Annotated in this window: 27 protein-coding genes and 2 pseudogenes; 14 read left to right on the top strand and 15 right to left on the bottom strand. The window is 60.1% G+C overall.

Going from position 1 to position 23,798, the window contains the following annotated elements; genetic code table 11:
- A partial coding sequence (locus tag NKI47_RS25105) for a copper-binding protein (RefSeq protein WP_352593944.1) occupies positions 1-235 on the top strand: 235 nt, incomplete at its 5' end.
- Between the two features lie 30 nt (positions 236-265).
- Here NKI47_RS25105 and NKI47_RS25110 read toward each other — a convergent pair.
- The 4 genes from NKI47_RS25110 to NKI47_RS25125 all read right to left on the bottom strand — a co-directional run bounded on the left by NKI47_RS25110 (position 266) and on the right by NKI47_RS25125 (position 5,579).
- Positions 266-634 (bottom strand): hypothetical protein, encoded by a 369-nt coding sequence (locus tag NKI47_RS25110; protein ID WP_352455540.1) that lies wholly within the window; start codon positions 632-634, stop codon positions 266-268.
- 638 nt (positions 635-1,272) lie between these two features.
- A complete protein-coding gene (locus NKI47_RS25115; RefSeq protein ID WP_352593945.1) occupies positions 1,273-2,499 on the bottom strand; it encodes an efflux RND transporter periplasmic adaptor subunit in 1,227 nt (408 codons plus the stop codon).
- 3 nt (positions 2,500-2,502) lie between these two features.
- Positions 2,503-4,866: an ABC transporter permease gene (locus tag NKI47_RS25120; RefSeq protein ID WP_352594018.1), complete on the bottom strand. Its 2,364-nt coding sequence runs from the start codon at positions 4,864-4,866 to the stop codon at positions 2,503-2,505.
- 5 nt (positions 4,867-4,871) lie between these two features.
- Positions 4,872-5,579 carry an ABC transporter ATP-binding protein gene (locus NKI47_RS25125; RefSeq protein ID WP_352593946.1) on the bottom strand — a complete coding sequence of 236 codons (708 nt, stop codon included), beginning with the start codon at positions 5,577-5,579 and terminating at the stop codon, positions 4,872-4,874.
- A 302-nt stretch (positions 5,580-5,881) separates the two neighbouring features.
- Between NKI47_RS25125 and NKI47_RS25130 the strand changes: the two genes are divergently transcribed.
- The 4 genes from NKI47_RS25130 (at position 5,882) to NKI47_RS25145 (ending at position 9,134) form a co-directional block, all read left to right on the top strand.
- Positions 5,882-6,526, top strand: a complete 645-nt coding sequence (locus NKI47_RS25130; RefSeq protein ID WP_352593947.1) for a CBS domain-containing protein — start codon at positions 5,882-5,884, stop codon at positions 6,524-6,526.
- 22 nt (positions 6,527-6,548) lie between these two features.
- Positions 6,549-7,910, top strand: a complete 1,362-nt coding sequence (locus NKI47_RS25135) for a glucoamylase family protein (RefSeq protein WP_352593948.1) — start codon at positions 6,549-6,551, stop codon at positions 7,908-7,910.
- 295 nt (positions 7,911-8,205) lie between these two features.
- Positions 8,206-8,784, top strand: coding sequence for a hypothetical protein (locus NKI47_RS25140; protein WP_352593949.1), 579 nt, complete (start codon positions 8,206-8,208; stop codon positions 8,782-8,784).
- Positions 8,785-8,786: 2 nt separating this feature from the next.
- Entirely contained in the window at positions 8,787-9,134 is a 348-nt protein-coding gene (locus tag NKI47_RS25145; protein ID WP_352593950.1) for a hypothetical protein, read from the top strand.
- Between the two features lie 221 nt (positions 9,135-9,355).
- On the opposite strand, the gene NKI47_RS25150 is transcribed toward NKI47_RS25145, so the two are convergent.
- The 6 genes and pseudogenes from NKI47_RS25150 to NKI47_RS25175 all read right to left on the bottom strand — a co-directional run bounded on the left by NKI47_RS25150 (position 9,356) and on the right by NKI47_RS25175 (position 13,713).
- Positions 9,356-9,802, bottom strand: coding sequence for a pyridoxamine 5'-phosphate oxidase family protein (locus tag NKI47_RS25150; protein ID WP_352455548.1), 447 nt, complete (start codon positions 9,800-9,802; stop codon positions 9,356-9,358).
- A gap of 244 nt (positions 9,803-10,046) precedes the next feature.
- Positions 10,047-10,337: a hypothetical protein gene (locus NKI47_RS25155; RefSeq protein WP_352593951.1), complete on the bottom strand. Its 291-nt coding sequence runs from the start codon at positions 10,335-10,337 to the stop codon at positions 10,047-10,049.
- A gap of 322 nt (positions 10,338-10,659) precedes the next feature.
- Entirely contained in the window at positions 10,660-11,250 is a 591-nt protein-coding gene (locus NKI47_RS25160) for an NAD(P)H-dependent oxidoreductase (RefSeq protein ID WP_352593952.1), read from the bottom strand.
- A gap of 158 nt (positions 11,251-11,408) precedes the next feature.
- Positions 11,409-12,661 (bottom strand): annotated as a pseudogene (locus NKI47_RS25165) (MgtC/SapB family protein).
- Between the two features lie 2 nt (positions 12,662-12,663).
- On the bottom strand, positions 12,664-13,113 hold the full coding sequence (gene trxC / locus NKI47_RS25170; protein WP_352593953.1) for a thioredoxin TrxC: 450 nt from the start codon (positions 13,111-13,113) through the stop codon (positions 12,664-12,666).
- A gap of 160 nt (positions 13,114-13,273) precedes the next feature.
- Positions 13,274-13,713 (bottom strand): annotated as a pseudogene (locus NKI47_RS25175) (pyridoxamine 5'-phosphate oxidase family protein).
- Between the two features lie 274 nt (positions 13,714-13,987).
- On the opposite strand from NKI47_RS25175, the gene NKI47_RS25180 reads away from it, so the two are divergent.
- Entirely contained in the window at positions 13,988-14,212 is a 225-nt protein-coding gene (locus NKI47_RS25180) for a hypothetical protein (protein WP_352593954.1), read from the top strand.
- Here the strand turns inward: NKI47_RS25180 and fixJ are convergent.
- Together fixJ and NKI47_RS25190 are read right to left on the bottom strand one after the other, a co-directional pair.
- Entirely contained in the window at positions 14,209-14,823 is a 615-nt protein-coding gene (gene fixJ, locus NKI47_RS25185) for a response regulator FixJ (protein WP_352593955.1), read from the bottom strand. The two genes, NKI47_RS25180 and fixJ, sit on opposite strands and share 4 nt — an antisense overlap.
- A complete protein-coding gene (locus tag NKI47_RS25190) occupies positions 14,813-16,360 on the bottom strand; it encodes a sensor histidine kinase (protein WP_352594019.1) in 1,548 nt (515 codons plus the stop codon). The genes fixJ and NKI47_RS25190 overlap by 11 nt, the downstream gene beginning before the upstream one ends.
- A 218-nt stretch (positions 16,361-16,578) precedes the next feature.
- Here NKI47_RS25190 and NKI47_RS25195 point away from each other — a divergent pair, with 218 nt between their 5' ends.
- The 6 genes from NKI47_RS25195 to NKI47_RS25225 all read left to right on the top strand — a co-directional run bounded on the left by NKI47_RS25195 (position 16,579) and on the right by NKI47_RS25225 (position 19,132).
- The gene (locus tag NKI47_RS25195; RefSeq protein ID WP_352593956.1) at positions 16,579-16,887 is read left to right on the top strand and encodes a putative universal stress family protein; all 309 of its coding nucleotides are present in this window, start codon (positions 16,579-16,581) and stop codon (positions 16,885-16,887) included.
- A gap of 91 nt (positions 16,888-16,978) precedes the next feature.
- Positions 16,979-17,248, top strand: a complete 270-nt coding sequence (locus tag NKI47_RS25200) for a DUF6455 family protein (RefSeq protein WP_352593957.1) — start codon at positions 16,979-16,981, stop codon at positions 17,246-17,248.
- Between the two features lie 437 nt (positions 17,249-17,685).
- Entirely contained in the window at positions 17,686-18,090 is a 405-nt protein-coding gene (locus tag NKI47_RS25210) for a group III truncated hemoglobin (RefSeq protein ID WP_352594020.1), read from the top strand.
- A gap of 55 nt (positions 18,091-18,145) precedes the next feature.
- Positions 18,146-18,604, top strand: a complete 459-nt coding sequence (locus tag NKI47_RS25215; protein ID WP_352578066.1) for an RrF2 family transcriptional regulator — start codon at positions 18,146-18,148, stop codon at positions 18,602-18,604.
- A 65-nt stretch (positions 18,605-18,669) separates the two neighbouring features.
- Complete coding sequence (locus NKI47_RS25220; protein ID WP_352455556.1) at positions 18,670-18,813, top strand: hypothetical protein; 144 nt, start codon at positions 18,670-18,672, stop codon at positions 18,811-18,813.
- Positions 18,814-18,946: 133 nt separating this feature from the next.
- Complete coding sequence (locus NKI47_RS25225; RefSeq protein WP_352594021.1) at positions 18,947-19,132, top strand: DUF1858 domain-containing protein; 186 nt, start codon at positions 18,947-18,949, stop codon at positions 19,130-19,132.
- 4 nt (positions 19,133-19,136) lie between these two features.
- Here NKI47_RS25225 and NKI47_RS25230 read toward each other — a convergent pair whose 3' ends face one another.
- The gene (locus tag NKI47_RS25230; RefSeq protein ID WP_352578065.1) at positions 19,137-19,838 is read right to left on the bottom strand and encodes a Crp/Fnr family transcriptional regulator; all 702 of its coding nucleotides are present in this window, start codon (positions 19,836-19,838) and stop codon (positions 19,137-19,139) included.
- A 150-nt stretch (positions 19,839-19,988) separates the two neighbouring features.
- Here NKI47_RS25230 and NKI47_RS25235 point away from each other — a divergent pair, with 150 nt between their 5' ends.
- Both NKI47_RS25235 and NKI47_RS25240 read left to right on the top strand, forming a co-directional pair.
- On the top strand, positions 19,989-20,426 hold the full coding sequence (locus NKI47_RS25235) for a pseudoazurin (protein ID WP_352593958.1): 438 nt from the start codon (positions 19,989-19,991) through the stop codon (positions 20,424-20,426).
- Between the two features lie 103 nt (positions 20,427-20,529).
- Positions 20,530-21,705: an NnrS family protein gene (locus tag NKI47_RS25240; RefSeq protein WP_352593959.1), complete on the top strand. Its 1,176-nt coding sequence runs from the start codon at positions 20,530-20,532 to the stop codon at positions 21,703-21,705.
- A 58-nt stretch (positions 21,706-21,763) separates the two neighbouring features.
- Here NKI47_RS25240 and NKI47_RS25245 read toward each other — a convergent pair whose 3' ends face one another.
- Both NKI47_RS25245 and nirK read right to left on the bottom strand, forming a co-directional pair.
- Positions 21,764-22,633, bottom strand: coding sequence for an SUMF1/EgtB/PvdO family nonheme iron enzyme (locus NKI47_RS25245; RefSeq protein ID WP_352593960.1), 870 nt, complete (start codon positions 22,631-22,633; stop codon positions 21,764-21,766).
- Between the two features lie 51 nt (positions 22,634-22,684).
- Positions 22,685-23,791, bottom strand: coding sequence for a copper-containing nitrite reductase (gene nirK, locus NKI47_RS25250; protein WP_352593961.1), 1,107 nt, complete (start codon positions 23,789-23,791; stop codon positions 22,685-22,687).
- Positions 23,792-23,798: the final 7 nt, after the last annotated feature.

The following is a 23,798-nucleotide window of genomic DNA, read 5'->3' on the forward strand; positions in this document are numbered from 1 at the left end:
CGGCGGGAGCGCGCTTGCGCAGGAATACGTGAAGGGCGAAGTCATCAAGGTCGACGCCAAACAGCAGAAGCTGACGATTAAGCATGGGCCGCTGACCAATCTCAACATGCCAGCGATGACGATGGTGTTCGTCGTCGCCGAGCAGGGCCTGCTCGACAAGGTCAAAACGGGTCAGGCGATCGAGTTCACAGCCGATCGCGTCAACGGACGCATCACGGTCACCGGTATCAAGTAACCCGGTCGAGCAATGCCATGGGTACGGAAGTCAGGATGAAGGTGCCGGGCAGAAAATCCTCCAGAGATTTTCTTTCCAGTCGTCACGTGCGGAGCGGCTCAGAGGCATCTCTATGGGATATTTTCGCGCACCTACGCTCACATATGCCGGATAGTTACAGCGAACTTGTGCACGGTGCCTGCCGCCATCTTCATACCTGATGGCGCCGTTCGCGTCCGTCTCGACTAGGCCAATAGCGACGTCAAAGTCATAGTCCCCATATAGCGAGACATTGTTGTTCACGACGCTGAGCTGGACCGACGTGGCATCTGGAAAACTAGCTGTGTAAAAGATCAGCTGCTCCGCCGCCATCGAGGGCGGAGTCACCAACACGCCGGCAAATAGTGCAATGGCGCGCATTTTCCTCCTTCCAAGGTTCCAAGGTCAGACTATCACCTCTCGCGTCAATGTTCGAATCGAATGTCCATGTCGGCGTTGGCGGAGACGTTCAGAGGCTGGATAGTCCTCGTCGCCTGCAGCGCACAAGGCGGCTGGCAGGCTCATTATGCGGGTGCTAAGCACAATGTCTTTGCGCGGCGATAGACTCAGCAAGAACAAATTACTTGTTCTTGCATGGCCTTAAAGAGATCATAGCATGAGTAGAAGCGTTGGCGATCCTGGCTTTGTGAGCGGTTTCACAAGAAGATCACAAACGCTCGAGACACTATCGACCGGTCCCGTGGTAGCAAAGCTCGACCTCAACGGCCGATATGCGGCGCATGCCCGCTCGTCAGCCTTGGGCTGATTGCGACAGGTTGGCTTTAGGCTGGGACGACACATGAGAGCTGGCCGACATTCAGGTCATCACGACGATGTCGTGACCTGACCCGAGGCATCGTTGCTACTCACCGGAGGGACGCCGCGAGAGGACTAAAAAGAAGACGTTCAAACATAATCCGTCGAAGTGCCGTCTCGCCATAAATGTCGTCCTTTGTTGTCCACCCGCCAGTTCCCGCTGGTTTCCGCCTTTCCCATCGACTTTGCCGTTCCGACACTAGCTATTGAGAGTATTGGACATCGCGCTCCGCGACGGTCACGCCGTCCGTGACCCTGTCGCTCGGGTGCAGTACCACGCGATCGCCTGGGGCAAGGCCCAACAGAACCTCCGCCGTACGGCTGTTTCGCTGACCGATCTTGATGATAGATACCCGTGTACGGCCGTCCCTTACCGCGAATACCGCCCAGTCGTCTCCTTGTCGGAACAGGGCAGCCACCGGGACGGCCAGGATGTCATCGCCTTTCCAGATCGTGACATGCACTATCACGCGGTAATCATGTCCTAGCCCCGACCACTTCGCCGGAGGGTCGGTGAAGTCGATCGTCGTGCGGACGCGTTGTTCCTCGATGCCAAGTGCGGAAACCTTGGTGAAGCCCGCCGGATCGACGCGGGAGACGCGGCCCTGGACCGGCAGTCCACCCCAGTTGTCGATCCAGACCGGCGCGCCTTGCTTTATGCGGACAGCGTCGGTCGACAACAGGTCCGCGACGATTTCGAGATCGAGCGGGTCGCCGATTTCGATCAGCGGTGCACCGGCTTGGACTACCCCTTCGCTCTCCTGAATGATCTTCAGCACGCTGCCTGCCACGGGAGCGCGCAACTGTATGCAGCAGGCGGGATCTGGCTCCGGCGCGGTTCCCGACTGCTCACCAAGCCGGGCTGCAACGCTGTTACGCTCGTTTCGGCGGACCTCCAGCTGAGCTTTTGCACTGGCCAGGGCTGCCTCATTGGTTTCGACGTCGAACTTGGCGCCATCGAGGGCTTTGAGAGAAATCGCCTCAGTGCGCGCAAGTGCTTCCGCCCGCCCCAACTCCGTTCTCGAAAATACAAGCGCAGCCTCGATCCGGCGCATTTCGGCTGCCGCAAGGTTTACCGTCGCATCGGCCGCAGCCAGCGCCGCCAGCAGTTCCTCGTGGGTGCGCGCATCGTGAAAGCTCGGCAGTGTCGGCTGCATCACAGCCACGACGGTTTCGTCCTTGGTGACGTGGTCTCCGATGTGGCGGGGTGGAGAGATCCGCAGGACTTTGCCGGCGATCGGGGCTGACACCGTATAGACGTGACGCACGCGCGTTTTCGCTTCGTCGTCGATCGTGACTTCCATGGGACCTTTCGTCAGCGTTGCCAGATCCACTGCAATCGGCCGCGGCCATGCGAACCAGACGGCGCCGGCGCCCAAGATGGTCAACGCTACAATGCCCAACGTTCGCTTCATCCAGATCGTGTGCATGGTTCAATCCCGTGTCTTGAGAACGGTGACAAGGTCCAGCTCGTTGAGCCTTCGGCGAACGACGAGCGCGGAAAGCACGGCCGCGGCGATCACGATCGCGCTGGCGAAGACGTAGGTGGACTGCTCAACGATCAGGCGCACCCGCATCAGTTCGCCGGCCAGGTTCTTCTGCATAATCCAGGCAAGACCAAAGCCAATGAGCCATCCAGGCGGCTGCGCGATCAATGTGAGCAGGGCGAGTTCCAACAGCAGGATGCGCAACACTTCACCCCGGGTGAAGCCAAGGACGCGCAAGCTGGCCAACTCCCGCGCCCGTTCGGAAAGCGAGATCCGGGCGCTGTTGTAGACGACACCAAACGCGATGACGGCAGCCAGCCCGGTGTAGATGCTGGCCATTGTCGTGATCAGCAAGGCAACCAGTTTGCGGAAATTCGCAAGCGACACACTCTGCAGAGCCAGGCCGCCGACAATCGGCAGGTTCTTGATGGCGGCATAGAACGTTTCCCGGCTGTTCTGGTCGAGGCTGACATTGATGCTGTTCACAGACGGCGCTTCGCGCATCAGGCGCGCGAGCGTCTCTGAATCCATCATCCCGCGGATGCCGAAGTAATCTTCGACCAAGGCTGCCACAGGAACGACAGAGGTCCGCCGCGCTCCTTCGAGCAAGTCGACCTCGACGGAATCGCCGACCCTCACCGCGAGAATCCTAGCAAGCATGCTCGAAATCGCCAGGCCCGCTTCCGGCAGAACGACCGGCCGCAGGTCGACATCAATGATGCGGTTGAGATCGGCGTCACGCCGCCTGCCGCTGATCATGATCCGGCGCTCGACGTTTCCGCTCCTGATGCGGACCGGCACCTCGCGGTAGGGCTCCGCGGCGAGAACGCCCGGAAGCCGCGCGATCTGCAGCACGACGTCCAGCGGGCGTTTTTCCACGAAACTGACGGTGGCGTCCTGACGGTCGGCCAGGAAATACGTCACGTCGATGAGCTGCTCCATCGCATCGCCAGTGAAAAGTGACACAATCAGGATGGCTGTCGCCAGCGCAATTCCAAGCGTCGTGAACAACGACCTGACTGGATGGCGAGTGATATTGCGCAACATCATCGTGGTCGGTTGCGACATGAACCTGTCGACTGTGAAGCTCGCAGGCAGCAGTCGCCGATAGCGCGGAGGCGCCGGCGGCTGCATCGCGACGGCAGGCGCCAATCGCACGACCTCTCGAAGCGCTCGCACAGCCCCGATGATTGCAGCGACGAGACTGAGCGCGGCGGCAATGACGTAGAGGTCCGGGCTCTTGGTGAAGACGAGGAACGGAAAATGGAAAAAGTCACCGAACAGACTGGTGATGCGCATCCCCAGCCAAGTGCCCGCTGCACTGCCGATTACAATGCCGATCATCACGATGACGGTGACGAATTTGAGGTAGTGCATGACGATGCTGGCGTTGTTGTATCCCAGCGCCTTCATCAGCCCGATCTGCTCGCGCTCCAGCGCAACGAGCCGGCTCAGTGTGAGATTGACCAGGAATGCCGACACCAAAAGGAAAATCGGTGGCAGGGTCCGGCTCATGTTGTTGAGCATATCGAGTTCGTGGTTCAGCCAGGCGTGCGAAGTCTGGTCCTTCCGGCCATAGGCCGCTCGGCCACCATAGCGCTCGAGCAGGGCGTCCAGGCGCATCATGACCTCACTCTCGGACGCGCCCCGCAGCAGCTTCAACGACACGGACGAGAACGCATCATCGAGATCGTAGGCGCTGGCGAGCGTTTTTTCCGACATCCAGATGAGGCCGAAGCGACGATCGTCCGGCATGATGTCGCCTGGCCCGACCGCGTAGATGAACTCGGGAGACAGCGCGATCCCGACAATCGTCAATTCACGTTTCCGGCCGTTCAATATTGCCGAGAATCGGGCCCCGGGCTGAAAGCGGTGGGACAAGGCAAAGCCCTCGTTGACGACGACCTCTTCGGCGCGTCCGGGCTCCGGCATGCGACCAACACGCATGTAGAGCAGGTTGAGCGAAGCCTCCTGGGTTTCGGGCAGGGATATGACTTCACCTGTCGCCGGCTCCAGATAACCCGGTATGTCAAGCAGCACGAGCTTGGCAATTCGTGTGTCGACCGAAGCAACGCCGGGAATCTCGGCAATCCGGTCGACAAGCGTTTTTGGCGCGCGGCTTACCGAAGCAAAGACGTCGGCGAAGCGGTAGCGTTCGTAGTAGGCAGTGCGCGTCTCGTCCAGGGAACGGTAGGATCCGACGGCGAGGATGAGCGTCGCCACGCCTCCGGCAATGACGAGGGCGATGGCAAGCGCTTGCGCCCAGAGCCGCCCGAAGTCGCGGAGGAGCTTGATGTCCAGCGCGCCCATCCTGTTCACCAGACAAGTTCCGCAGCAGTCCGGCGAACCTCGTTTTTGCGGATTCTGGAGATCTGCCCGTCGGCGAAAAACAGGACGCGGTCGGCGACATCCTGGATGCTGGCGTTGTGCGTGATGATGAGTGTCGTGGTGCCAAGCTGGGCATTGATGCCGAGCAGTGCCTCGATTACCCGGATGCCTGTCTTGGAATCCAGCGCGCCTGTCGGCTCGTCGCAAAGCAACACGTCCGGGCGCTTGGCGATGGCACGGGCAATGGCCACGCGTTGCTGTTCGCCACCGGACAATTGAGCCGGGAAATGGTGCATCCTCGGTTCAAGCCCGACTAGCGCCAAAGCCTCCTCCGGGCGCATCGGATGATCGGAAATCTCCGTGACGAGAGCGACATTTTCATAAGCGGTCAGGCTGGGGATCAGGTTGTAGAACTGGAAAACGAACCCGACGTGCTGCCGCCGATAGGCAGTCAGCCCCCGATCATCGAGGTTGGTCAGTTCCTGGTCCCTGAAGAACAACTGGCCGCTCGTGGCGTGGTCAAGCCCGCCCATGATGTTGAGCAGGGTCGACTTCCCGCTGCCCGACGGTCCAAGCAGAACGACCATCTCTCCCGCCGCGATCTCAAGATCCAGCTTACGCAACGCAAGCACTTGCGTCTCGCCCGAGGTGTAGGTTTTGGTCAGCGCTCTTGCGGTGAAGACACTATCAGCCATGGCCGCCAGGGATCGCATGTTCGAGGCACTTGTCGCGTCGGCGCAGACATCAATCCGCGAGGTCGCATGGCACAGTCACCCGTCGAGGTGAGCGCGACATTGATACAAATCAAAACCGCTTCGGGGGCGGTCATGTGTTCCGGTAGCCGCTCGACATGTTGTGGGAGCAGTCGAGTCGGCCGCACCGGTCGGTTCGGAACCGGCATTGACTTGCCTCAAAGAGGTCGGCGGCATTTACGCTACGATGCCGCCGATTGGCGCTCGGGCGCCTGTTCACTTGAACTGAGCCAAGGATGAGGCAGATGAAAGCAAAGGATGTAATGAGTCCAAACATTGTTGCCGTGTCGCCTGACCACAGCGTAAGACATGCAGCGCGGATCATGCTGGATCATCGCATCAGCGGCATGCCTGTCGTCGATGACAAAGGCCGCCTGGCTGGAATTGTGAGCGAGGGTGATTTCCTGCGCAGGTCAGAACTGGGTGCCCCAGTATTTCCGATAGGTGCACCGCGCAGCTATGTGAAGGGCCACAGCTGGAAAGTGGCGGATCTGATGACCTCGGATGTCATCGTGGCGGACGAGGAAACCCCGATAGCGCGAATTGTTGCGCTGATGCAGGAGCACGGCATAAAGCGCATTCCGGTGATGAGAGGACAGCGTCTGGTCGGCGTCGTCAGCCGCGCCGATCTTCTGCGCGTCGTCGTTGCGACGAGGTTTGACGACGCTACGGCGGCAGGTGACGATGCGATCCGGCGCAGCATTCTTACACGGCTGCGAGAGGACGCAGGGGTCGAAGCAGACGCGTTAACGCTTATGGTGACTGATGGCCTGGTGCATTTTTCGGGTGCGGTCAGATCGCAGAGTGAACGGGATGCTGTGCGCGTGGTTGCCGAAGGCGTCAGGGGCGTCAAAGGTGTGTTCGACCATCTGTGTCTGGCGCATCCGTGAACAGCGGGGGGAACGCAGCGCGATGCGAGCGCATTCTCCCGAGACCAACAGCGTCGCGAACACCTCTGCCATGCAAGACGATCTGGCGATATTGCAGCGGGAGACATTCGACTACTTCATTCATGAGGCGAACCCCGCCAATGGTCTCATCCTGGACAAGACCGAGGCGGATTGGCCGGCAAGCATTGCGGCCACCGGCTTGGCGCTGGCTTGCTATCCGGTGGGAGTCGAGCGCGGATTCATGACGCGAAGCGCGGCCGCGGAACGCACCTTGGCAACGCTGCGCTTCTTCTGGAACAGGCCGCAGGGCCCCGAGCCCGACGCTACCGGATACCGCGGCTTCTATTATCACTTCCTGGACATGCAGACCGGCCGGCGGACCTGGCAATGCGAGCTGTCGACGATCGACAGCACGTTCCTGCTGGCGGGCGCGCTGGCTGCAGGGCAGTATTTCGATGCCGACACCGCGCCCGAGGCCGAGATCCGGACCTTGGCCGAGGCGCTTTATCACCGTGCCGATTGGCGCTGGGCGCAGGACGGGGGAGAGACCGTCGCCCACGGCTGGACACCCGAGCACGGGTTCCTGAAATATCGCTGGCAAGGCTATGACGAGGCGCTCTTGCTCTATGTCCTGGGACTGGGTTCGCCGACCCACCCCTTGCCCGAGACTAGCTACCCCGCCTGGACCGCAACATTCCGATGGGAAAATTGTTACGGCTACGAGTATCTTTATGCTGGATCGCTGTTCATTCACCAGCTTTCCCATGTCTGGATCGATTTTCGTGACATCCAGGATGCCTTCATGCGCAGCAAGGGAAGCGACTATTTCGAGAACAGCCGACGGGCCACATTCGTTCAGCAACGCTACGCCGTCGACAATCCGCGTGGATTTGAGGGTTATGGCGAACACTGCTGGGGCATCACCGCAAGCGAGGGGCCTGGTCCTTCCACGCTCAAGTTGAACGGCATCGAGCGCCAGTTCGAGGGTTATGTCGCGCGCGGCGTGCCCTATGGTCCCGACGATGGCACGCTCGCTCCATGGTCGGTCGCTGCCTCCCTGCCTTTTGCTCCCGAAATCGTCCGGCCGGCGATCAGCTTCTGCATCCACCAAGCCAAGCTCAAGGCCGCCAATGCCTATGGTTTCAAGGCGGCCTTCAATCCGACGCATCCAGGAACATCCGGCAACGCCTTTGGATGGTGGGTTTCGCCTTGGCATTTCGGCCTCAACGAAGGTCCCGTCGTGCTCATGATCGAGAACGAATGCAGCGGCCTCCTGTGGCGGCTGATGCGCTCATGCCGGTATATTCGCACCGGCCTGCAACGGGCGGGATTTGAAGGTGGCTGGTTGAAAGAGTTCAATCAGGAGTCGACGCCGGCTGCTTGATTCGGCATGGATTGAGTTCGGGTGGATACGACGAAGGCTGAGAAATAGGCGAGCGTTAAGCCGGCGAGGGAAATCGCATTCGGCGGATGCGGAATGGGGTCCGTCCTCACGACCCTTTCAGCGCCGGCCGCCAACAGCTGCGCGTAGGCGTCTTGCATTACGAAGCAGGGCAGTGGCAAGTTTGTTCAAATAAAGCTTCAAAATAATGTTATCGGATATCGCAAATTGATTTCGATCAAAGCGGAACGCCCCCATCGGCCTTTGATCAAAGCTTGTCAACGTAGGAGATGACGTCATGGAAATCTCTTCCCGCGATCTTATGACAGTATTCCACGGTATGGGTTTTGGAGCACTCTTTATGCTCGCGTTTTCGGGTGCACTTGCCGAGCTCTATCGAATGTCTGCGCCTGGAGCCCCATCCATCCCAAGCGCCAGAGAACACAATCTGCTTTTGCTTTATCTCTCGATAATGGTCTTCCTTGCCTGGGGTGCGGTGCTGTCGGGTGCCTACATAGTATATCCGTGGTATCGAGCGGCGGTGCCCCCAGGGGTTACCAATTTGGCCGACTATCCAAAGTTTCTGCTGACCTCCAACCCGAAGACATCCGCGTGGCATAGCTTGGGGATGGAGTGGAAAGAGCACGTGGCTTGGCTTGCGCCAATTGCCATGACGATGGTCGCCTATGTCTTCGCCAAATACGGACCGGCTTTGGCCAGGCAGAAAGAAATCCGCACGGCCGTCATCGGCTTCGCGGTTGTTGCCTTCGTGGCGACTGGTGTAGCGGGTGCTTTCGGGGCGTTTCTCAACAAATACGCCCCGGTTCGTGGTGGCGCGATGATTGAAATCATCGCCGGTGAACAGGAGGGCGAATAGTCATGGCCAATATCAAGCCTATCAGGCCGGACGAGATTCCCAACGGTCCCGGTGCGGCCGCCATCCTGGCCGCTGGAATTGGATCTGCCGCTATGGGGATATTCGCCTTGGCCGGCGATGCCTTTACATCACTCAACCACTTTTTCACGTTTTATACACCAACCGGCGCCTTGTCCGGCGTCTCGACCAGCGCAGTCATCGTCTGGTTGATTGCCTGGTTTATCCTTTCGCGCAGGTGGGCCCCAAAGAACGTGGAAATGGCAAAGGTCCTTTCTGTGTCCTTCGCGTTGCTGGCGGTAGGCGTATTGCTGACGTTCCCGCCTGTCATGGACCTCATCCAGGGCAGGTAGAGAAGAAACTTACTTGAGTTGGGCGCGGGCATGGTCCATCGAAAGCGGCCAAGTTCGCGCGATCTATAGCTTCCCCTTGCCACCGGCACGTTCGTGATCATCGGCGCCGATCGAAATGTCGCGCTGAGAATTCAAAGGCTGAATAACGATCGGCCCGGCGCAATCCACTGTCAGCCAGGTGCTTGCGTTCCGTGCAACGCGTCAATCTACCGGAAAACAGCCTATTCTATTGCCTCCCGGCCCGAAATTTCTTCTACGAGAATCCGGAAGAAAACGTGCGGTGTGCTGTCTGACACGGGAGGTGTGATCGGCCTGAGCGCGCCAGGCTCCCACCAGTCCGTGTGCTTGCTCAACACTGCCCATGCATGACCGCGTTGAAACTCGTGGCCGGTCCGGTCACTCAGTTCTTCAAAGCGGCCGTCGACAATGACGCTTCTCCATCCGCGTCCTTGGCCGTGTTCCTCGACCTGGGCGCACACTAAGGGATTGGCTCTCATCCACTCGATCTTCTTGCCTAGCAAGGAAAACGCGTAGAGGTGAGTGTCAGCGTAGGCGTAGTTGAAACACACGACGTAGGGTTGCCCGTCCTTCGCGCATGCCAAGTGGCCAATACGATTGGCCGCTAGCAACTTCGTACATTCCAGTGAAGACAGCGTGCGGATCAGCATCGATGAGATCTCCTGTTTTTTGTATTTCACATCCTGGCAGCCGCACTCGCAATGACGTGGATCAAACTGCTGCGTCCGCTCGGTCGGCAGGGCTCGACCGCGCCTCGGAATGTGCGCGCGCCAATGGCAGCGGCAGCTTCAGGCTTGCAATCGCGGCGAGGCCCATTGCTGCGGCAGCGGCGAAGAAGGCGGCGCCTTCCAGCCCGGGGAACCCCGAACAGCAGGCCGGCGGCCGCGGAGCCCACTAGCGCCCGAGGCTGACCGCTGCCGACTCGATGCCGAGTTCCATACCTTGGCGTCGTGCACTGATGCGCGACACCCAGTAGGCGGGCAGCGGGCTGATCACGCCGGCCGAAGCCGAAACAACGGAAACCGCAAACAGCATTTCCGTGAGCCCGGCAAGTATCGGCACAACCGCCAGACCCATCGCCATCACCAGGAGGGCAGGAGCCACAAGCAGCCTCGCCGCTGCCGGGTTGACGAGCGGCGAGAAGACAAGTCCCTGGAGAGGACAGATCTGCGCCCGATCAAACAAGACCACTTCCCCGAGAGGAAAGCGGCGCCCACCGGCGCGGCGACATAGGCAGCAGTCAGGAAGCCAATCTGCCGCGCATTGAATGTCGGATCTGTCGCACCGGCAAGCCGCTCGACCATCATCGGCAGGACCGGCAAGACGATTCCGTAGCCGAGCGCAACGACAAAGGCCGAGGCGAGCAGTGCGCTCAGGGTCCATTGCGACGTCGGCGGGCGAGCCTTTGCTGACCAGCACTTCGCAAAGCCGTGCCAATTCTCACGTTCGCCCACCTTTGCATTCGTGCGAAAGGGGAGTTTTGCTGTTCCGGTTGAAGACGATCGTGCTAAAGCGCCCGCTCACCGAGCCTGCGCATTTGTTCGAACCATTTCGCCCGCGTCGGATCGGTGGCATCCGCGACCATGCCGAACAAGGTTTCGCGCACCGGGCTCACGCCGGCGAAACGCAGAATGCTCCGCCGCATGCCGGCAATGCCGTGACTGAGGAACCATAGCCGGTAAAGAACGGCCGGCATGCCCATCGTGACCACGACGCGAGCGGAGCGGCCGCGGAGCAGTTTCCTGGGCAAGCCGCCACCCTTGTCCCGGTAGGTAAAGGCAGTTCCCGGCCGCATCACCTGTTCCAGAAAAGCCTTGAGCAGAGCCGGCACGGTCCCGAGCCACAGCGGAAAGACAAATACAATGTGCTCCGCCCAGACTATCGCTTCAGCGGCGTCCTTTAGGCTGTCGGGAATCGCGCCGTGCTCGAACTCCTGCACCGTCCGAAGCATTGGAAAATCGAGTGCCGCGAGGTCGACCCGGCGGACGACATGCCCCGCCAGTTCCGCTCCCTCGGCATAGGCCTTGGCGAGACTACGGCAGAGCCGGTGCGGCGATGGATCGGGATGGCCGACAACAATCAAGATGCGCCGCGGCATGGGTTACCTCCGAGGCGGCTTGGCACCAACCGGACGCGCCGGAATTTCGGGGTGAGACCCTTCAAGCTGATCATGGCGTACTCCTTCGCGGAGTTTCATAAAGCGGCTGTCCGGCTTGGCCCTTGATCGGCATCAAAAGAGGCCGGTTCTCGGCGCTATCAGAAGGTCGATGGCAGCAACATCGTGCCGTAGCCGGCTATTGCGGCGACGAGGGTTGCACCTGCGAGCGGGAACCAGAACCTGATCGGGCCGGCAAATGCGGCCAGCGACAGGCGGCAGATCGCGTTTGCTGCCAGTGCCGCGAGCACCGCCTGGCCAATGGTCTCGACAGGGACCGAATGCTTGACCAGGCGCAAGGCACTGAGAACCGAGACATCGACATCGAACATGCCTGCAAACGCCGAACTCGCCAGCAAGCCGCGTCCGCCGAATTGAGCAGCCAATGCAGCGCTCGCGGTCGCGACGATCGCAAACAGCAGGGCAAAGAGCAGCAACGGGCCTAGGTCGAATGGATTGCGCGCGACCGCGGGACCCTCGTGATCCCCGCTGTCCCGAGCCAGCAGCAATGCTCCGCAAGCAGCGAAGGAGAGCGCCGCGGCAATTGCGGGAATGCCAACCGAAGCGAACACGATTGGCTCGACGATCAGAACCACGGCGCAGACGCGTAGCAAGGAAACCATTGCGCCAGCGACGCCGCGCCAGCGAGCGGCAGAGGATTGCTTCCCGACACGGCGTTGCGGGCCAGCGCCACGGTTACGGCGGTGGAAGAGATGATGGCGCCGGCGAGCGAGCTGACGAGCAGGCCGCGGGTGGTCCCCAGGACGCGAACGGCGACATAGCCGGCGAACGATATCGACGCCATCAGCACCGTGAGGAACCAGACTTCCCATGGATTGAAGCCGCCCCATGGATCCATCGTCCGGTTTGGCAGCAAGGGCAGGATGATCGCGCTCATCACAGCCAGGATCAGCGCGGAACGAAGCTCGATCCAGGTCAGCCGCTTCAGGAGGCCGTGCAGGATTTCTCGACTGGCAAGGATGGCCGCGAGTGCTGTTCCTCCTGCAGAAGCGGCGCGGTAATCGCCTGCGACGGACAATGCACCGAGCGCGAACACGCAAAGGGCTGCTACTACCGCCGTAACACTGAAATCCTCATCATGGGCTGCCTCACGCGCCTTGTACCAGGCGAAGATTGCCGCAAAGGCGATGAAACCACCGACCAGCACGGACACTGCGTCGAGAGCATCGGCCAGAGCTGCGAGAATGCCGCCGAGCAGACCGGATATGCCGTAGGTTCGAATTCCGGCCGTCCGGCTACGATCGGGCGCGTCCCGCTCTCGCCAGCCGCGCTCCAGTCCGACGAGCAGGCCTATAGTCAGTGCAAGTCCGAGTCGGGCGATGAGCGGATCCACGATTAGGCGCCGGCCACAGGCAGGTGGTCGCGGATCCACCGGACGATCTGCCCCGCCGTCATTGCACCGGAAGTGCGCGCAACCTCATGTCCGCCATGGAACAGGATCATGGTCGGGAAGCCGCGAATGCCGAGCCTGGCTGAAACGGCCTGCTCATTATCGGAGTTGAGCTTGATCAGCCGAACATGCGGTTCCAGTTCGTTTGCTGCGGCTTCATATGCGGGCGCCATCATCTTGCAGGGCCCGCACCATGGCGCCCAGACATCCACGACAACGGGAACGGTGCCTCGCTTGACCTGACGATCGAAGGTTCGTGCATCGACGTCCTCGGGGTGGCCTGAGAACAGCTTTTTCCCGCACTTTCCGCATTTTGCGTTTTTGGCATCGCGCGCTGGCGGCAGTCGATTGATTCCGCCGCATTTGCTGCACACCACCAGATTTTCCTGCGCCATCGCCCTTCACCACTGGTATACATGCGCCACAGAGTGCCTATCCCCAAGCTGGCTCGGACTTCCAATGTTTTTTTGCGCGATGGACGAATTGGCGTGAAAACGGATTGCACGGCACAATCCACAGCGGCTGTGCGCCCGCGGTGTTCGGACGGGAAGCACGCTATTCCTTTGCTTCCCGACCCGATGCCTGCTTGATAACGTTCCTGAAGAAAACATGCGGAGTGCTGTCCGAAAAAGGAGGCGTAACCGGCTTCAGAGCGCCAGGCTCCCACCAGTCGACGTGCTTGGTCAACACCGACCACGCATGGTCGCGCTGAACCTTGTAGCCGATCCGATCAGGCAGTTCTTCATAGACACGATCGACGCTTCTCCATGCCCGCCCTTGGCCGCGTTCGTCACCTGGACGCACACCAGCGGATTGGCACGCATCCAGTCGACCTTTTTGCCCGGCATGGAAAATGCATAGAGGTGATTGTCGGCGTGGGCATAGTAGAATGGCACGACGTAGGGGTGTCCATCCTTAGCGCATGCCAAGTGGCCGACCCGGTTGGCCGTCAGCAATTTTGTACATTCCAAAGCAGAAAGCGTGCGGATCAGCATCGGCGCGATCTCCTGTTTTTCGTGACAGCACGGTGTCGCCGGTGCTCCATCGACTCTGATATTCGGCATCGCGGATCGTAGCCCTGCCGCCAGGGAGGTCATTGATCACGATCAAGGAGTCGGTCGGCCAACAGATGAATCGACAACCATGGCTAGGCCCGCCGGTGACTCGCATGGCGGCCCATGTCAGTGTCAGCGTCCATACCGGAGTGGGGATTTGGAAAATGATCCAGATCAAGGCGGGGCCTGCTGCTCCCACCCATCATAGGGGATGATGTGGAAGCCGATCTCAAGCGCTCCGTTCGATCGTGAGCTGGAACTGGCCGTCCTCGACGAGGACGGCGAACATGCGCTTGTCTTTCCGTGCATCAAGGAGCGGGAAGGCTGGAAGAACGCCGCCACCCGCGCACGCATCGACGTTCACCCGACCCACTGGCGAGACTGGGTGCCGGATACGATCCCGGCAAACAACCACAGGTCTCTTACTGACTCGCTTTAACGTTTGGACTCCACAACCAAAGCCATGCGCACGAGATGCGACAGACTGCTCGCGGCCATCTTGCTCATGACATTGGCGCGATGGATCTCGACCGTGCGCGGGCTGATGCCGAGGTCATAGGCAATCGTCTTGTTCGGCAGGCCGGACACAAGGCCGTCCAGCACTTGTCGCTCCCGCTCCGACAGGGCCGCCAGACGACCACGGATTTCCACGCCTTGTGGGTGTGTCGCCTCCGTCCGATTGCGACTGTCCAATGCGGAGCGGATCGCTTCGATCAGCACCTCGTCGTCAAACGGCTTTTCGATGAAGTCGGCGGCACCTTCCTTCATCGCCTGAACAGCGAGGGCCACATCGGCATGACCCGTCATGACGATGACCGGAAGCGTATGCCCGCGGCTCCGGAGCTGTCGCAGGAACTCGATGCCGTCAATGCCCGGCATGCGCACATCGGTCACAATGCAGCCGTCAAGACTGCTCGTGGCCACCGCCAGAAAAGCTGTCGCCGATTCGTACAAGCGCACGGCGAAGTTGGCCGTCGCCAACAGAAAACCAAGCGATTTGCGAACGTCGACGTCGTCGTCGACGACGTGCACAAGATTGCTACCGGCCACTGGCGACCTCTTCCTTTTCCCAGATGCGCAAGGTGAACCGGAAGGCGGTTCCTCCGGCCGGCATTGCCTCAGCCCAGATGTGACCGCCGTGCGACTCGACGATCGTGCGGCAAATAGAGAGGCCAACCCCCATGCCCTGCTTTTTGGTCGTGACAAATGGCTGGAAAAGCTGGGCGGAGACTTCCGGCGCGAGACCAGTGCCTGTGTCAACCACGCTTACCTCAGCCATGCCGTCATCACGGGCTATGGTTATGATTTGCAGCTCGCGGCGTGGCATGCCTTGCATGGCTTCAATCGCATTGCGCATCAGGTTCAGCAGAACCTGCTGAACCTGGATGCGGTCGGCCAAGACCAGTTCGGCGGCGGGATCAAGCTTGTAGCTGGCGCGGACATCTATTTCTCTTGCGCCGACCAGGGCCAGTGACGAGGCTTCCTTGATAATCGCCGGCAGGCGTTCGACCTGGCGCTCGCTTTCGCCTCTTGCGACGAAATCGCGAAGGTGGCGAATGACGTCTCCGGCCCTCAAGGCCTGTTCCGCTGCTTTTTCGACGGCCTCCCTCAGCATCGGCGCGTTGTCTTCCGTGCTTTTTTCGAGAAGCCGCCGGCTGCCTTTAAGGTAGTTCGTAATGGCGGTGAGCGGCTGGTTGATCTCGTGGGCAAGCGTCGAGGCCATTTCGCCGAGCGCAGTAAACCGCGCCATGTGGAGAAGCTCCAGCTGCTGCTCCTGTATTCTTGCCTCCGCCCGGTGGCGTTCGGTCAAGTCGCGGCAGAAGCCGGTAAAGAAGCGCCCGGTTCCCGGATGCATCTCGCCGACAGAGAGTTCCATCGGAAAGGTCGAGCCGTCCTTGCGCATTCCAGTGACGGTGCGACCGAGCCCGATGATCCGGCGCTCCCCTGTCGCTAAATAGCGGTGAAGATAGGCATCATGCTCTTCGCGGTAGGGCGACGGCATCAGCAGATTGACATTCTGGCCGATGACTTCGCTGGACTGGTAGCCGAACAGCGTTTCGGCAGCCGTGCTAAAGGATTGAATACGGCCTTGTTCGTCGATGACCACCATTGCATCGGGCACTGTCGCTAGGATCGAACGCAAATGATCTTCGCGCAGTCGAAGTGCGGCGTTTGCATAGGAGAGTTCGCTGACGTCGGTGCCTTCGACGAAGATCGCAGTGATGCGACCATCGTCAGCCTTGATGGGCTGATATACGAAATCGAGGATGCGTTCATCGACCGGCTCGCCGTCCTTGTTGCGAAGGGCGACCTTCACGCCTTGACCTCTGTAGGGCTTGCCCGTTTCGTATACTTGGTCCAGCAGTTCGTAGAATCCTTGGCCTTCGAGCTCGGGCAGGGCCTCGCGTACCGACCTTCCTATCACTTGCCTCTGGCCAATCAGACGTTGATAGGCGGCATTGGTCAGCTCGAATACATGACCCGGCTCACGCATCAAGGTCATGAAACCAGGGGCCTGCTCGAACATCTGGGAGAGCCGGTCGTGTTCGGCCGCGACCCGCCCTTCGGCGCGAACGCCGGTCGACAGGTCACGTGTTTGTTTGTCGTCCAAATCAAGTCCTTTGATCAGGGAACCCGCAACGCATTCTAACTATCATTCATCGCTCTTTCTGCACACGCAAAAACCGGCATAGTCAGAGGTTCGGGATCCGGTGAGTAGTGTCATTTGACACGCATCAAGGCGTCGAGTGCCGGCGGATGCACTTCATCATAGCATCCAAACGCTCCAGCGAAAGGCGACCACAAATGTGCTACAAAGAAAGCATCTGTGACAGCCTCGCGGACGTCCCCGTCTTTCTTGAGCACCACGGCATCACGGTGCGGAACCGAATTCATCCCGGCGATGGTGATGGCGAACAGCTGGTGGCGTTCGCACGCATGATCCATACAGACCTGATGGTTTCCGGCGCATGCAGTCATAGCCGCCTGCGGGAATGGGCGTTCGGCGGCGTCACGCGTACGTTGATGGAAGAGAGCAGCATCAACCGCTTCATGTTGTATTGGCCGCCGGTCGCATCAGGACCTTCACGCCATCGCTTGAGGCACGCACGATAGATATCACCACGAGGGAGACGCCTGTTGACCGAGATCAATGCAGCGATCGCCGATATCGCAATGATCTGCCAGAAAACGGGAGCGAAACGACATGAGTTTTCTCGACTACCTGATTTCAGTTGACGCCAGGACCGCCTTGATGAGCCGCATGATGCAGAAGCTCGGCGTCGACAAATATTTGAAGGTCGTTCCGGACCATGTTGCCGTCACCAATCGAGCGGTCGACCGGTGTCGCTCCTGCGGGCACCAGGATGAATGCTCGACTTGGCTTGATGAACACCAGCAAGCTGATGATCCGCCAGACTATTGCCGCAACCGCGACCTGATCGCACGGCTGCAGCACGCAGCCGGCCAACGATAGAGCGGTCGTGCAGGCATACCGCAGATCGCGTCACCAAGGCCGCGTGCTGCAGCTCCTCGATTTCCTGGGCGGTCATTGCTCGGCCAATGTTTCGCATCTGCTGGCTGATGGCGTTTCGGCGCACACCGCCCGCGAATGCCTGCAACTCCGCTCTCATTAAACAGCCGACCGGCCCCTCCAGCCACGAGCTGCCCGCCAATAAGATATATTGACAATCTTTTTTAAGGTGCGATTCCGACCCATACCGACGAAGGCCTCCTTTGAAGCAAATGCATCAATCGTCATCGTGGACGCGACTTCACTCGGTGCGTTGCGGAGCTGTTTGAGTGTGGGAATTATTTTGAGGTCTTTGGGTCTTCGAAAACTAAGAGCATGCACATGATTGCGAATGGTCGGAGCAACAAAAGATCGTCATCGGTGGTGCCCCGTTGCCAGACGTGCTTGACGAGGCCATGATCCGTCTTGTGGTTGACGGCTTTTATGATGAGATTCGCCGCGACGACCTTCTCGGCCCCATCTTTCATAACGCTATCCATCCTGAGGCTTGGCCGCGCCATCTGGCTAAGATGTGCGACTTCTGGTCCGCTACGCTGCTCCGGTCGTCCCGTTATGAAGGCCGTCCATTACCGCCACACCTGGCGATCTCCGGCCTTGGAGTCGCGCATTTCCGGCGTTGGCTAAAGCTGTTTCGCGCAACGGTGCGCCGTGTTTGCCCACCCGAGGTTGCGGCGCTGTTCATGGACCGCGCACTGCGCATAGCTCATAGCTTCCGTCTCGCGGTCGCCTTCAGCCGTGGCGAGACTACGATGGGCATTGAACCGATCGTCGAGAAGGACCTGTGATGCGGGGCTGGATTGTAAGTGGCTCCTGTACGAGAATTGCAAAGAGGAACCATTAGTGCGGTTGACCAATTTCTCGGACTACGCCTTGAGGATGCTAATGTACGCGGCCTCTGCCGGTGATCGCCTGATCACGATCGAGGAGGTGGCACGCACGTTCAAGGTATCCAAAACGCACCTCAACAAGGTCGCCAACACCCTGACGCGCGGCGGTTACTTGAAAGCGGTCCGCGGCCGCTCCGGTGGGCTAGCCCTCGGGCGGAGCCCCGAGATGATCCGGATCGGCGACGTGGTACGGCTGACGGAGCCAGATTTCGCGCTTGTGGAGTGCTTCGGGACCGGAAATCAGTGCGTGCTCACCGGCCGCTGCAAACTTTCAGGAATGTTCGGCGACGCGATGGCCTCCTTCCAGAACACCCTTGATCGTTACACGCTGGCCGACGTCGCATTGATGCCCCAGGACTTTGTCGGCGGGCTGCCTGCATCCGAAGCTTCGGCGTACGATAAGCATGGGTAAGGCCTCGATCGACAATTCAACCGCAACGCCGCGCGGTTCGCGTCTGCCGGCCCGTGGAGACAAGCATGACTGACCCAGACAAAAATGACACACCGGTGGCCAACCAATTCGAGTCGGGCGTCGACCTGAACAACACGCTGCTCCCTATGCTGATCGGCGGGCTTGTTCTGATTGTCATCGGTGCAATTATGGTCATGACGTTTGTCTAGCTTTTCCTAGCCAAACGGCAATGCTCATCAAAGTTGCGAAAGCGCAAAGAAGGCGGCCTGAGAGGAATCTATTAAGACGCTTCGCAATGGCGGAGACTTCATCGTGAAGGAGCTCAGTTCGTTCAATTCCGACATGGTCGTCGACGAGATCATGAGAAAATGGCCGGCAACGGTGGCTGTCGTGCTGAGATACAGGATGCTTTGCGTCGGTTGTCCAATCGGTACCTTCCATACGATCGCTGAGGCGTGCCGAGAGCATCAGATCAATGAGACCGCCTTCCTGGTGGATTTGGAATCGGCTGTTCGAGCGCGCAGGTGATAAATCAGCGCTTGGTTCGACTCCCTGAGAGGACCACAAGCCGGTGCGCGTCCTTGACAGTGACTTTCTGGCGTCCGCTGGCAATTATCCCATTCTCTTCCCATTTGCTGAGCAGCCGGCTGACCGTGTGCAGTGTCGTCCCCGTCATTTCGGCAATGTCCTGCCTCGAGATCGGAAAGTCGATTTCGATGCCGCTGTCGGTCTTCCGACCAGTCTGATTTGCCAGTCGCAGCAGCGCGTGAGCAACGCGCTGCTCCACCTGTTCAGTGGACATCTCCACAACCCGCGTCTGGGTTTCTTGCAGCCTGTTTCCGACCGTCCGGTAGGTGGTCGCTCCAAACACAGGAAACCGCTTCGCCAGTTCCGGCCATAGCGCGTTGGGCCAGGCCAACACCACGCAGTCCACCGCCGCGACTGCGCTGGCGGGGTAAGTCGTCCGGCCAAGGGCTGCGGCGACGCCAAAGATCTCGCCTTCGCTGATGTATCTAGCGATGACCTGCTGTCCATCCGGCGTGGTGCGGACGACGCGGATGTGCCCGGCGATCAGCACGAAGAAGGAATGGGCATCGGCTTCCTGCGCGAAGATCGTCGTCTCCTTGGCATAGCGAGACGACCGCGCATCTCGCAGGATCTCGCTCTGCTCGTCGGGCGTCAGTCCTTGAAAGAGCGGCAGCCGCGATATCAGCGATCGGTCCAACGCAGCCAAGCGGATTCCTCACGATCCTGTAGTTTCGCATCAGTCCATGGAAGAGCTTTCTACTCCGAGTTTGCGCCAGCGCAAATTCTGCCGGGGCTTGTCAGGCTAAAAGGCATGGAACGGCCAAATGCCGTGACGACGAAACAAAAGGACGAACCGATGAAACTCTCCATCCTCGCCGCCGCAATCTCCATCCTCGCGCTGGCCGGCGGCGCAAGCGCGGAAGAGCATGTGGTGCAAATGCTCAACAAGGGCGAAAAGGGCGCCATGGTTTTCCAGCCGGCCTTCGTCAAGGCAGTACCCGGCGATACCGTCAAGTTCGTGCCGACCGACAAGAGCCATGACGCAGAGTCGATCAAGGGCATGCTTCCGGATGGCGCTGAGCCTTTCAAGGGAAAGCCCAGCGAGGAGATCACCGTCACACTCACCCAGGAAGGTGTGTATGGCGTCAAATGCGCGCCGCACTACGGCATGGGCATGGTCGCGCTGATCGTTGTCGGCAAGCCAGTCAATCTCGATACCGCCAAAGCGGTCAAGCATCCCGGGAAGGCAAAGACAGTGTTCGCCGACCTGTTCACCCAGATCCCCGCCAACTGACCGGCAATCGATACAGCCATGCCTGCCACATAAAGCGCGGGCGCGGGCCGGACGGACCGAGGGCGGCGGTTCATCCGGCCCTGTTCATTTGGAGACGCAAATCATGGGGATTCCACGCCTGCGGGCCTACACCGGGCCCGCATTTCTTTCCTACGGATTCAGGCCGTTCTTCTTCCTTGGGTCGCTGTATGCGTCGCTCTCCATTCTGCTTTGGCTGCCGATGTATGCCGGCGAACTCAATGCCCACAGTGCGTTCGTTCCCGTCGACTGGCACATTCACGAGATGCTGTTCGGCTATCTGTCGGCGATCGTTACCGGGTTCTTGCTGACCGCCATTCCCAACTGGACCGGCCGGCTGCCTGTGCAAGGCCTGCCGCTGCTGGCGCTGGTGGTCCTGTGGCTTGCCGGCCGTGTCGCTGTCTTTGTCTCGGCGGATATCGGCTGGGAAGCAGCCGCCGTGATCGATGGCTCATTTCTGCTTGCGGTTGCTGCCGCGGCGGCCCGCGAGATCGTCGCAGGACGGAACTGGCGCAACCTGAAAGTACTGCTGCCGCTTGCCGTCCTGGCTGGCGCCAACGGCACGTTCCACATCGAGGCGCATCTTCAAGGCACATCCAACATCAGCCGCAGGCTCGGCATGGCCGCGGCGATCATGCTCATCTCGTTGATCGGCGGGCGCATCATTCCGAGCTTCACCCGCAACTGGCTCGTCCGCGAAAATCCTGGCCGGCTGCCTGCTCCGTTCGACCGTTTTGACATGGCATCGATAGCCATCTCAGCCATCGCGCTGGGAGCATGGACGTTCGCGCCCGACAACAGCGCCTCAGGAATGCTCCTGGCGGCCGCTGCAATCAGCCAGGCGTGGCGCTTGTCGCGGTGGGCCGGCGAGCGCACCTTGCGGGATCCGCTGGTGCTCGTACTCCATCTCGCATATGCCTTCGTGCCGGTCGGTCTCGCCCTTGTCTCGGTGTCGATCTTCTTCCCCGATGCCGTGCCGGCGGCGGCGGGACTCCACGCACTCGGAACTGGCGCGGTCGGCGCGATGACGCTTGCCGTGATGACCCGCGCAACGCTCGGTCACACCGGGCGAGAGCTCAAGGCTGGAAAAGGCGCCTCGTTCATTTTTGGAGCCGTCCTCCTCGCAGGATCATTGAGAATCCTGGCTGCCTTCGTCCCCTATGACATAGTGATCGACATGGCCGGCACCGCATGGGTGGCGGCATTTGCCGGCTTCATTCTGATCTATGGAAGTGCGTTGATGAGGCCAAAGGTGCGGTGAGGCGGCGGGGAGAGCAGGCGACCGTCGAAACGCGAATGGAAAAGCCGCTTCTGATTTGTCAGGCAATGCCGAGGTAGCCGACGATACGGTTCGCCCACCCCCGATGGTCCCGGACCAGCCTGAAACCCAGATTGTCGGGAGGCGTGCCAACGGCACAGCCGCCGCTTTTTCCGTCGCTGACGAAGTTCGACATGTAGGCTCTGTGAAGCCCTTCAAGGACGTGGACGCCGCAATTGTCGACCGAACTCGCAACGCCGCTTCCATCCGCAGCCAATGTGGTGCGGACATAGCAAGTCGAAGTCCACTCCCAAACATTGCCGGAAAAGTCGGCGAGGCCCAGGGAATTGAAACCAAAAGAGCCACGGCTCTTGGGCAACGGGTCCGGTTTGCGATTGAGGTCCACCTCGGCCTTGTAGCTGGTGAGCCAGCGTCTGGCGGGGTTGTTGGCGTCGTTTTCGACACCCTCAAATTCCCCTGCGAACCGCTCCGCCGCGGCAAACGCCCATTCTTCGTCGGATGGCAGCCGCCATTGGTCGCCCGTCACTTGCGAATACCACCGGGCGTAGGCATTGGCATCGAGATAGCTCACTCCAGTTACGGGAGCGTTGCTTGGGATCGCGCGCGTCTCCTGTGCCGGCTGACAGCTTCCTGCCGACACACAGTCCGCATAGTCGGCCGCGCTGATCTGGTAGGCCATGATTTCGAGAGGTCTGTTGAGTTGCCGCTTGAGGCGGGGATTGGCTTGCGGGCGTCCCTCCATCAGGAACTCCCCTGGCGTCGGATAGGTGATCGAACCCGAAAGCAAGGTAACCGTCATAGCGATGGGGTGAGGTTGTCGATCCCCGAAGACCGTCTGTATCGAGAGCCCTGCCGGAACGGCAGCGGCGACGAGGGCGACCGGAAGAACCTTGAGGATCAATGGAGACATCGCTTTGTCCATGCCCGGACAGCATCGCTGTCCGGGCAAATTGGAGTGCCGTCAGTTGGTGGCGAGGGGTGTCGGCGCCTCGACCTGCGTCATCAGGTCGTCATTCCATTCGCCCTCGACCATAAAGTGAGCGGTCGCACCGAGTTCCACGGCCTCGATCAGATTGTGATTGACATAGGCGTAGACGCCGGGCTGCAGGAACGTGTAGAGCGCCGACCCCGCGGAGCCGCCACGGATGAACCAGGTTTCCAGATCCTTGGCCGGCGGATTGGCGAATTTGCCCTGTTCCCAGACATAGTCGCCGTGGCCACCGATCAGATGCGGTCGCGTATCGCGGTTGGCCTGCGAATGGACGATCAACACGGTCTCGCCGACCTTCGCCTTCATCGCATTGTCGCCGGTCAGCGAACCGACCTTGCCATTGAACACCACATGCGTCGGGATCAGCCCGCGCATGACCTTGACGATGTCGTCGTAACCGTCGCCGGCCGATTCGTAGGTCTTGAAGTTGCCCTTCTCGTCGCGCGGAATATAGAAGTCGTTCTCGCCGATGTAGAAGATCTTGTCGTACTTTACCGGTTCGCCCTTGTCGTTCCTGAGCCCATCGCGCGGCAGGATCATGATGGCGCCGCTCATGCCGGAGACGACATGCCATGGGATCATCGCGCCACCGGGTGCGCAGTGATAGACGAACGTACCCGTTCGGGTTGCCTTGAAGCGCAAGGTCACCTGCTCGCCGGGATTGATCAGCGTCAGGGCGCCGCCGCCCAGCGCGCCGGTTGCGGCGTGGAAATCGATGTTGTGAGCGAGTGAGTTGGTGTCGGGATTGATGAGCGTCAGTTCGACATAGTCGTCCTGATGCACGACCATCAGAGGGCCAGGAATCGAGCCGTTATAGGTCATCGCATTGAGCGTCGTGCCGTCGGCATCGATGACGACGGGCTTTTCCTCGATGGTCATGGTGAACTCGACGATTTTCGGTCCAACCGTGGCGATCTGATCGTGCGGATGCACAAAGGGCGGTGCCACGAGCTCGATCTTTTCGCGGGCGAACCCTCGAATGTCCGTCTTTGTCACCGTTGCCGAAAATGCCGGCAGTGCCGCCACGGTGGCAGCGCCAATCGCTGCTCCGAAAAGGGCGTCGCGTCGCGTGATCATGTCAGTC

Origin of the sequence: Mesorhizobium sp. M0633 (assembly GCF_040320645.1) — a bacterium.
Taxonomy (GTDB): Bacteria; Pseudomonadota; Alphaproteobacteria; order Rhizobiales; family Rhizobiaceae; genus Mesorhizobium.